The 9,674-nt window shown below is 71.4% G+C and carries 7 protein-coding genes; 3 read left to right on the top strand and 4 right to left on the bottom strand.

Going from position 1 to position 9,674, the window contains the following annotated elements; all coding sequences use genetic code 11:
• Positions 1-69: 69 nt before the first annotated feature.
• Complete coding sequence (locus tag ABTY98_RS36800) at positions 70-1,518, top strand: ArnT family glycosyltransferase (protein ID WP_352225473.1); 1,449 nt, start codon at positions 70-72, stop codon at positions 1,516-1,518.
• A 597-nt stretch (positions 1,519-2,115) separates the two neighbouring features.
• On the opposite strand, the gene ABTY98_RS36805 is transcribed toward ABTY98_RS36800, so the two are convergent.
• A complete protein-coding gene (locus tag ABTY98_RS36805; RefSeq protein WP_352225474.1) occupies positions 2,116-2,487 on the bottom strand; it encodes a PIN domain-containing protein in 372 nt (123 codons plus the stop codon).
• 64 nt (positions 2,488-2,551) lie between these two features.
• Between ABTY98_RS36805 and ABTY98_RS36810 the strand changes: the two genes are divergently transcribed.
• Positions 2,552-3,568 (top strand): DUF8189 domain-containing protein, encoded by a 1,017-nt coding sequence (locus tag ABTY98_RS36810; protein ID WP_352225475.1) that lies wholly within the window; start codon positions 2,552-2,554, stop codon positions 3,566-3,568.
• Positions 3,569-3,757: 189 nt separating this feature from the next.
• Here the strand turns inward: ABTY98_RS36810 and ABTY98_RS36815 are convergent, their stop codons facing one another.
• Together ABTY98_RS36815 and ABTY98_RS36820 are read right to left on the bottom strand one after the other, a co-directional pair.
• The gene (locus ABTY98_RS36815; protein WP_352225476.1) at positions 3,758-5,887 is read right to left on the bottom strand and encodes a 3-hydroxyacyl-CoA dehydrogenase NAD-binding domain-containing protein; all 2,130 of its coding nucleotides are present in this window, start codon (positions 5,885-5,887) and stop codon (positions 3,758-3,760) included.
• The gene (locus ABTY98_RS36820; RefSeq protein WP_352225477.1) at positions 5,884-7,101 is read right to left on the bottom strand and encodes a thiolase family protein; all 1,218 of its coding nucleotides are present in this window, start codon (positions 7,099-7,101) and stop codon (positions 5,884-5,886) included. Before ABTY98_RS36820 ends, ABTY98_RS36815 begins: the two co-directional genes overlap by 4 nt.
• A 253-nt stretch (positions 7,102-7,354) precedes the next feature.
• Between ABTY98_RS36820 and ABTY98_RS36825 the strand changes: the two genes are divergently transcribed.
• Positions 7,355-8,128: a hypothetical protein gene (locus ABTY98_RS36825; protein ID WP_352225478.1), complete on the top strand. Its 774-nt coding sequence runs from the start codon at positions 7,355-7,357 to the stop codon at positions 8,126-8,128.
• Positions 8,129-8,307: 179 nt separating this feature from the next.
• Here ABTY98_RS36825 and ABTY98_RS36830 read toward each other — a convergent pair whose 3' ends face one another.
• Complete coding sequence (locus ABTY98_RS36830; protein WP_352225479.1) at positions 8,308-9,588, bottom strand: HRDC domain-containing protein; 1,281 nt, start codon at positions 9,586-9,588, stop codon at positions 8,308-8,310.
• Positions 9,589-9,674 lie beyond the last annotated feature (86 nt).

Here is a 9,674-nt window from a genome sequence, read left to right on the forward strand (position 1 = left end):
TCAGGCTCGCCACTTCGGCCCCGTATGTCCCGTCCGGGTGGGACTGCGGGGCCGGATAGCGTGCTCCCCATGCTTGTCGCACCCCTCGCCCCGTCACCGTCCGTAGTCGTACTGAAGGGGTACTGGGCGCGGCTGCTGCCGCTGCTCGCCGTGCTGGCCTGCGTCACCCGGGCGCCGTCCTTCCGCCGGCCGCTGTGGAACCCGGACGAGGGCTTTCTCGCCGTACAGGCGCGCATGCTGGCGCGGGGCGGGCAGCTGTACGAGACGGTCGTGGACCGCAAGCCGCCGCTGCTGCCCTGGCTGTACGAGGGGGTGTTCGCGGTCTTCGGCTCCGGGTCCCTCACCCCGGTCCGGGTGCTCGCCGTGCTCGCGCAGCTGGCCACCGCCGTACTGCTCGCGTCGATCGCCCGGCGCCGGTGGGGCGATCGCGCGGGACGCACCGCGGGGGCGCTGTATCTGCTGGTCTCCGTGGGGCTCAACCCCGAGGACGCGCAGGCGGCCACCTTCGAGGTGTTCATGCTGCCCGCCACGGCCGCCGCGATGTGGTGCGCCGACCGCCGCCGCTGGGGCGCCGCCGGAGCCGCCGTCGCCTGCGCCCTGCTCACCAAGCAGACCGGCGGCGCGGTCCTGCTGCCGGTGGTCTATCTGCTCAACCGGTACGGCGGCCCGCGCACGAGCCTGCTCAGACTGGCGGCCGGTGTCGCCCTGCCCGTACTGGGTGCGGCCCTGCTCACCGACCCGGCCGGCTTCACCTTCTGGACGGTCACCGGCTCCGGCGCCTACGCCTCCTTCACCGGCTCCGAACTCCATGTCCTGGCACGGGCGGTGACCAACACCGCGATCCTCGCCACGGCCTGCGCCGGTCTGGTCCCGCCGGTCGCCCGCGCCCTGCGTATCGCCCGCACCGGCGCCGGCGACCTGTGGCTGTGGCTGGCCGCGTCGGCGGTCGCCGTCACCCTCGGCTTCCACTTCTTCGGCCACTACTTCCTGCAACTCACCCCGCCCCTCGCACTGCTGGCCACGGCCGCGCTGCAACTCCTGCCGAGGGAACGGACCCAGGCCGCCGTCCGCACCTCGGCCTGCGTCTGCGTCCTGTTCCTGACCTGGGGAGTCCTGGCCCCGCGTCCCGAACTCGCCCACGCCCAGCGGCTCGCGCTCGCCCTCGCCCATCGCACCGAACCCGGCGACCGGGTGCTGGTCTGGGGCATACACCCGGAGACGTACTGGCTCGCCGACCGCACCCCCGCCACCCGCTATCTCACCGCCGGCCTCCTCACCAACTTCAGCGGCGGCCGGGACGGCCCCCAGGTCGGCGAGAAGTACGCCGTCGAGGGCACCTGGCCGGTCTTCCGCGCGGAGCTGGCCGACCGGGCACCGGCCCTGGTGATCGACGACTCCCGGGGCAAGCCGTACGGCCCCGACCGCGTCCCCAGCCTGCGCCGACTGCTCACGGCCGGCTACGAACAGGTGGGCGAGGTGGACGGCGCGGTGCTGTACGCCCGGGTGCCGGGGGAGTAGGGCGGGGGCACGAGGGGCACGGTCGGGGCCGACTCAACTTGGCTGTGGGTGTGGGTGTGGGTGGATTCGGTTCCGGGGCGATGGGTGTTGCTGGGTCGGGTCTGCGGGGCTGCCCCGTGGGTGGGTCCGGGCCCGCGGAGCGGCGGACGTGGGTGGGACGGCTCCGCGGGCCAGTGGGTGTGGGCGGGTCCGAGACAGCGGGCGATGAGGGTGGGAGGCTCCGAGCCAGCGGGGCGACGGGCGCGCGTGGCCTGGCTCCGCGGAGGAGCGGGCGCTGGCGGACCTGGCTCCGGGAGTGATGGGTGTGGGCGGACCTGGCTCTGCGGAGCTGCGGGTGTGGGTGGGCCGGTTCAGCGGAGGGGTGGGGCGCGGGCGGCCGCAACAGGAGACGTTCGCCCCGTCGATACGCCCGGTACCCACTCTCGCCGTACCGGCCGGAAGCCCAAGTACGTCCAGTACGAGGGCTTCCGGCCGGCATACCGAGAGCACACACCGGACGCCGCCCCATGACGGGCGAACGTTGCCTGCCACGGCACTGGTTCGGCGGAGCAACGGGTGAGGGCGGCCGCTCCGCGGAGCGGACTGGTGGGGCCCCGTTCAGCGGAGCAGGGCGCTCGGGCCCATCACCTCTGCGCCCAACTCCGTCACCTTGCGCCGTAGTTCACGGTCGGCGGTGACAACGAGCCGGGGCCGGCCAGGGTTCGCGGCGACGAGTTCGACGATGCGGTCGTCGCCGCTGCCGGCCGCCGGCTCCACCCGTACCCCGGGCACCGACTCCACCCCGCGGGCCGCGCCCTCGACGACGAGCACCAGTTCCACCGGGTTCGGGTGGCCGGGCAGGCCCCGCTCGGCCAGCCGGTCGCGCAGCCGCTCGGCGGCCCCCTTGCGGTCCCGCCACCAGCCGTCCGGCCGTGACCCGACGACGTTCGCGCCGTCGACGATCACCAGCAGGGGAGCATCGTCTTCCATGCCCCCAGCCTCGCACGCCCGGGGCCGGGCCACTGCCCCGAACGGCCCCGCTTAGAGTGAAGCGGTGAACGGCGACTGGCTCCTCCGCGGCCGTGACGGCCGGCTCAGTGTCTATCTGCCGTCGGGCGATGCTGTGCTGTGCCGGGCGGAACGTGGCCCCGGCAGCCCCTGGGGCGCCCCCCGGAAGATGGGCGGCGACCAGCGGCTGCACCCCGGTTTCTCGGTCGGCCAGGGCGTCAACGGATACGCCCACCTGGTCGCCTGGCGGCCCACGGTGAAGGGTGAGTCGGGCCTCGTCCACTCCACCCACTACCGTCCGCACCTGGCCGCCCTGGACTGGCAGCCGATCGGCCACCCCGGCAAGAAGGGCGAGGTCACCGGCGCCCCGGCCGTCGCGGTGGACGCCGAGGGCCGTGCCCATGTCTTCGTCCGCAACCGGGGGCGCGGCGTGAGCATGGTCGCCCAGAAGGAGAAGGGCGGCTGGGATCCGTGGCGTGATCTGAAGGGCCGGCTGGTCGAGGACGGGCTCGCGGCGGTGACCGGTGAGTCGGGGCGGGTCGAGGTGTACGCGGCCGTACCCGGCGGGCTCGTGTACTGGCGCCAGGAGGAGGCGGGGAAGCCGCCCGTGCTGCAGGAGGCGCTTGAGACCCCCGTCCGCCCCGGCACCCTCACAGCCCTCGCCACCTCCCCCGAGAGCACGACCCTCTACTACAGCGACGAGGCCGGCGACCTCTGCGCCTGGCGCCCCGGCGGCAAGCCGTACCATCTGCTGCCCTCGGCCGGGCCCGGCCCGGTCGCCGCGGTCCGCTGTGAACTCGACGGGTACGACTGCACCCTGCTCGCCCAGCGCTCGGCGAGCGGCCGGGTGGCCTTCGCCGCGTACCCCACGGAGGACGAGCGGGCCGGCGCCTGGTGGACCGAGTCAGGACCGCAGCTCCCGGCCGACGCGACGGTCGCCCTGGCCACGGACGGGGACGACCGGGTCACCGCGGCGACCCTGTCCCCGTCCGGCGGGCAACTCCTGGTCACCCGCCGCAAGGACGAACCGGGGCTGGCGCTGGAGGCGTGGCGCGAGGTCTGACGTATCGCCGGTTGCCGGATTCGGCGTACCGTCAGCTGCCGCCAGTGGCGCGGGACTTCTTCGCCGACTCGGGGATCCTGGCGGCGGTGCGGACCGGGCCTTGCCGATGTCGACGCCCTTGATGCCTCTTCAACGGCATGCGAAAGGGGGCCTCCGCGTACTGCGGGGGCCCCCTTCGGCTGTCGGCCGTTACGCCGGGACCGAGGCCACGCCCGGGGCCAGGAACTTCTTGCCGTTCACGCGGTCCGAGACACCCTCGCGGTCCAGGTACGGCGTGATGCCGCCCAGGTGGAAGGGCCAGCCGGCGCCCGTGATCAGGCAGAGGTCGATGTCCTGGGCCTCGGCGACGACACCCTCGTCGAGCATGAGCCCGATCTCCTGGGCGACGGCGTCCAGGACGCGGTCACGGACCTGCTCCTCGGTGAGGACCACATCGCCCTGCTTGAGCAGCGCGGCGACCTCGGGGTCGAGCTCCGGCTTCCCGCTGTCGTACACGTAGAAGCCGCGCTTGCCCGCCTTGACGACGGCGGCGAGGTTCGGGGAGACCGTGAAGCGGTCCGGGAAGGCCCGGTTGAGGGTCTCCGAGACATGCAGGCCGATGGCCGGGCCGACCAGCTCAAGGAGGACCAGCGGGGACATCGGCAGGCCGAGCGGCTCCACCGCCTTCTCCGCGACCTCGACCGGGGTGCCCTCGTCGATGACGTTCTGGATCTCTCCCATGAAGCGGGTGAGGATGCGGTTCACGACGAACGCCGGGGCGTCCTTCACCAGAACCGCGGTCTTCTTCAGCTTCTTGGCGACGGCGAACGCGGTGGCCAGCGACGCGTCGTCGGTCTGCTCGCCGCGCACGATCTCCAGGAGCGGGAGGATCGCGACCGGGTTGAAGAAGTGGAAGCCCACGACCCGCTCGGGGTTCTTGAGCTTCGACGCCATCTCCGTCACCGACAGGGAGGAGGTGTTGGTGGCGAGGATCGCGTGCGCCGGGGCGACCGCCTCGACCTCCGCGAACACCTGCTGCTTGACGCCGATCTCCTCGAAGACGGCCTCGATGACGAAGTCCGCGTCCGCGAAGCCCTCGGCCTTGTCCAGCACACCCGAGACAAGCGCCTTGAGGCGGTTGGCCTTGTCCTGGTTGATACGGCCCTTGCCGAGCAGCTTCTCGATCTCGGCGTGGACATAGCCCACACCCTTGTCGACGCGCTCCTGGTCGATGTCGGTCAGCACGACCGGCACCTCCAGGCGGCGCAGGAAGAGCAGCGCGAGCTGGGAGGCCATCAGACCGGCGCCGACGACACCGACCTTGGTGACCGGACGCGCCAGGTTCTTGTCCGGGGCGCCCGCCGGACGCTTTCCGCGCTTCTGCACCAGGTTGAAGGCGTAGATACCGGCGCGCAGTTCACCGCCCATGATCAGGTCGGCGAGGGCCTGGTCCTCGGCGTCGTAACCCTGCTGGAGGTCGCCGTTCTTGGCGGCGGCGATGATGTCGAGGGCGCGGTAGGCGGCCGGAGCGGCGCCGTGCACCTTGCCGTCGGCGATGAAACGGCCCTTGGCGACGGCCTGGTCCCAGGCCTCGCCGCGGTCGATCACCGGACGCTCGACCTCGATGTCGCCCTTGAGGACCTGGGCGGTCCAGATCAGCGACTGCTCCAGGAAGTCGGCGCCCTCGAAGATGGCGTCGGCGATGCCGAGGTCGAAGACCTGCTGGCCCTTGAGCTGCTTGTTCTGGTTGAGGCTGTTCTCGATGATGACCGAGACGGCCTTCTCGGCGCCGATCAGGTTCGGCAGCAGCGTGCAGCCGCCCCAGCCCGGGACCAGGCCCAGGAACACCTCGGGGAGCGAGAACGCCGGGATGGCCTTGGAGACGGTCCGGTACGTGCAGTGCAGACCGACCTCGACGCCACCGCCCATCGCGGCGCCGTTGTAGTACGTGAAGGTCGGCACGGCCAGACCGGAGAGGCGCTTGAAGACCTCGTGGCCGCCCTTGCCGATGGCGAGCGCGTGCTCGTGCTCCTTGAGGAGCTCGACGCCCTTCAGGTCCGCGCCGACGGCGAAGATGAACGGCTTGCCGGTGATGCCGACACCGACGATCGTGCCCTCGGCCGCCTCCTTCTCCACCTGGTCGACGGCGGTGTTGAGGTTCGCCAGCGAGGCCGGGCCGAAGGTGGTCGGCTTGGTGTGGTCCAGGCCGTTGTCCAGGGTGATCAGCGCGAAGCGGCCGGCCCCGAACGGCAGGTCGAAGTGGCGTACGTGCGCCGACGTCACGACCTCGTCGGGGAACAGGTCCGAGGCCTGCTTCAGAAGCTCGGCGGTGGTGCTCACTTGTCCCCCTCGAAGTGCGGGTTCTCCCAGATGACCGTCGCGCCCATGCCGAAGCCGACGCACATGGTGGTCAGGCCGTAGCGGACGTTCGGCTGCTCCTCGAACTGACGGGCCAGCTGCGTCATCAGACGCACACCCGAGGAGGCGAGCGGGTGACCGAAGGCGATCGCGCCGCCGTACTGGTTGACGCGCTCGTCGTCGTCCGCGATGCCGTAGTGGTCGAGGAAGGCCAGCACCTGCACGGCGAAGGCCTCGTTGATCTCGAACAGACCGATGTCGGAGATGCTCAGGCCGGCCTGGGCGAGCGCCTTCTCCGTGGCCGGGATCGGCCCGTAGCCCATGACCTCGGGCTCGACGCCCGCGAAGGAGTAGGCGACGAGACGCATCTTGACCGGCAGGTTGTTCTCGCGGGCGAAGTCCTCGCTCGCGATGAGCGAGGCGGTGGCACCGTCGTTCAGACCGGCCGCGTTACCGGCGGTGACCCGGCCGTGCACGCGGAACGGCGTCTTCAGACCCGACAGGTTCTCCAGGGTGGTCCCCGGCCGCATCGGCTCGTCGGCGGTGACCAGACCCCAGCCGGTCTCGCCGCCCTCGGGGTTGGTCCGGCGCACCGAGATCGGCACCAGGTCGGCCTGGATCTTGCCGTTGGCGTACGCCTTGGCGGCCTTCTCCTGCGAGCGCACCGCGTACTCGTCGGCGCGCAGCTTGGTGATCTGCGGGTAGCGGTCGTGCAGGTTCTCGGCGGTCATGCCCATGAACAGCGCCGACTCGTCGACCAGCTTCTCGCTGACGAACCGCGGGTTCGGGTCGACGCCCTCGCCCATCGGGTGACGGCCCATGTGCTCGACACCGCCGGCGATGGCGACGTCGTACGCGCCGAAGGCGACGGAACCGGCGACCGTGGTGACGGCGGTCAGCGCGCCGGCGCACATGCGGTCGATGGAGTAGCCGGGCACGGAGGTCGGCAGGCCCGCGAGAATGCCCGCGGTGCGGCCGATGGTCAGACCCTGGTCACCGATCTGCGTGGTCGCGGCGATGGCGACCTCGTCGATCTTCTTGGTGTCCAGCCCGGGGTTGCGGCGCAGCAGCTCCCGGATCGCCTTCACGACGAGGTCGTCGGCACGGGTCTCGTGGTAGATGCCCTTCGGGCCCGCCTTGCCGAACGGGGTGCGGACGCCGTCGACAAACACGACGTCCCTGACGGTACGAGGCACGATTGGCTCTCCTCCAGGGTGCGGGATGGCACTGCTGCGATGCGCTGAGCGCGCGCTCAGTCCCATGCTACTTGTGGGTAACGTAGCTGCACAGTCCCGGGGGCTGGAGCGGCGAACATCACACCCCTCGCCCAGCGAAGAGGGCAGTCGAAGTCTGCCCTTTTTCCTGTGGTGAGCGTGATCGGCTCGTCGTTAGCGTGACGGCCGTGAGGTCACCCTCGCCCCGAGGCGTGCGCCTGGAACGGAGTCATCCATGCAGCAGGTTGTCGACTACATAGAACAGCGCCGGAAGGAATACGAGGACCACGACCTCTTCACGCGTCTCCTGGACGACGAATCCCTCCCCGGGGAAAAGCGTCTGGCGTGGGGCCCGAGCGTCGTCCCGTTCATCATGGGCTACTCCGACCTGAACAAGTACGTCTTCCGAAAGAGCGAGGACGACGCGCGGACGGACCCGCTGCAGGCCCTGCTGAACGCGCACACGGTCGAGGAGGACTTCCACTGGCAGTGGATGCTCACCGACCTGGAGAAGCTGGGCGCCGACAGCCGGATGCCGCTCTCGGATGCCACCCGCGTCCTGTGGGGTACGGATTTCGCGCATTCCCGGCGCCTTGTCCTGGAACTGGCCGCGCTCGCCGCCGATGCGCCCACCTATGCCCGCTTCGCCATGGTCGAGGCCATCGAGTCCGTGTCCATCACGATCTTCACCCGCTGCCGGGGCATCACCTTGCGGGACGGCGGTGAATGCGAGTTCTTCGGCACCAAGCACTATCTGGCCGAGTCCTCGCACACCATCAAGTCGCCGGAGGTGGAGGAGGAACGTCTGCCCGTTCTGGACGAGGCCCGGCGGCAGGAGGCGACCCACATGGTGGACCGGGTGTTCGCGCATTTCGACGACTGGTCCAGCGCGCTCCTGAAGTTCGCCCTCGACGGCAACGGGGACCACGAAGGCGCCTACCGGAGGATGATCCAGGAGAGCAGGGCTCAGCTGCCGGAAGCCGAAGCGGCGGCCGCGACCGCTTTCTGACCTTCCCCGGCCTGGCTTGCGGGCCCGTCCTCCGCGCGCGGCGGGCATGCCGTCTGCAACGACTTCTGCATCCCCCTTCCTCTGCAGGCCCTGCGGAACCTTGGCGTGATCTCGACGTCCCTGACGGGCCGCAGAAGCAGCGCACCACGGTCCCGAACGAGCGGCCCGGGCGGGCCGGCCTAGGCGGACAGCGCCGTCACCAACACCGGCGTCACCTGCTCCACCTGCCACGGCCGCGCGCCGTACCCCTCCAGAGCCGCCCCCACCGTCTCGGCGTCCACGACCTTCGGCGGCTCCCAGCAGAGCCTGCGCACCGTGTCCGGCGCGATCAGGTTCTCCTGCGGCATGGCGAGCTGCTCGGCCAGCGCCGACACCGCGGCCCGCGCCGCGGACAGCCGAGCCGCGGCCGCGGGATCCTTGTCGGCCCACGCCCGTGGCGGCGGCGGCCCCGTCACCGGCTGCCCCGGCAGCGGCAGCCCGGCGTCCGGCAGCGCCTTGGCCCGGTCCACCGCCGCCTGCCACTGCTCCAGCTGGCGCCGCCCCATCCGGTGCCCGAAGCCGTTCAGCCCCGCGAGGGCGTGCACATTCGCCGGCAGTGCGAGCGCGGCCTCCACGATCGCCGCGTCACTGAGCACCTTGCCGGGCGACACGTCCCGCTTCTGCGCGATCCGGTCCCGTGTCTCCCACAGCTCCCGCACCACGCCCAGCTGCCGGCGCCGCCGCACCTTGTGCATCCCGGACGTCCGGCGCCAGGGATCCCTTCTCGGCTCCGCCGGCGGCGCGGACGCGATCGCGTCGAACTCCTGCCGCGCCCACTCCAGCTTTCCCTGCCGGTCCAGCTCCTTCTCCAGCGCGTCCCGCAGGTCGATGAGCAGTTCGACGTCGAGCGCCGCGTACCGCAGCCACGGCTCGGGCAGCGGCCGGGTCGACCAGTCGACGGCGGAGTGGCCCTTCTCGAGGACGAAGCCGAGGACGCTCTCGACCATCGCGCCGAGCCCGACCCGCGGGAACCCGGCGAGGCGCCCGGCCAGCTCGGTGTCGAACAGGCTGCTGGGAACCATACCTATCTCGCGCAGGCAGGGCAGATCCTGGGTGGCCGCGTGCAGTACCCACTCGACGCCGGCCAGCGCCTCGCCGAGGCCGGAAAGATCGGGACAGGCGACGGGGTCGATCAGCGCGCTCCCCGCGCCCTCGCGGCGCAGCTGGACGAGGTAGGCGCGCTGCCCGTAGCGGTAGCCGGACGCGCGCTCGGCGTCGACGGCGACGGGACCGGAGCCCGCGGCGAACGCGGCGATCACCCGGGCGAGCGCGGTCTCGTCCACGACCACGGGCGGAATGCCCTCACGCGGCTCCAGCAAAGGGATCGGCGCCCCCGTCACAGAAGACCCGGCGTCGTCCGGAGGAGTGCCCCCGGTGGTGCGCAGTGAACTGTCTGCTGCGGTCTCTTGGGCGTCGGTCACATGTCAAGGGTGACGGTCCTTCTCGTGGCTCGTCTCGAACGGATGATCGTTCCAGGTCCCGTACGAGGTGACGTACACGGCCTCCC

It is taken from the genome of Streptomyces sp. NPDC096040 (assembly GCF_040303265.1).
GTDB lineage: Bacteria > Actinomycetota > Actinomycetes > Streptomycetales > Streptomycetaceae > Streptomyces.

Bases quoted from the DNA above. Each gene is read 5' to 3' on its own strand.
- ABTY98_RS36800 (WP_352225473.1), top strand. From the start codon at position 70: ATGCTTGTCGCACCCCTCGCCCCGTCACCGTCCGTAGTCGTACTGAAG.
- ABTY98_RS36805 (WP_352225474.1), bottom strand. From the start codon at position 2,487: ATGGAAGACGATGCTCCCCTGCTGGTGATCGTCGACGGCGCGAACGTC.
- ABTY98_RS36825 (WP_352225478.1), top strand. From the start codon at position 7,355: ATGCAGCAGGTTGTCGACTACATAGAACAGCGCCGGAAGGAATACGAG.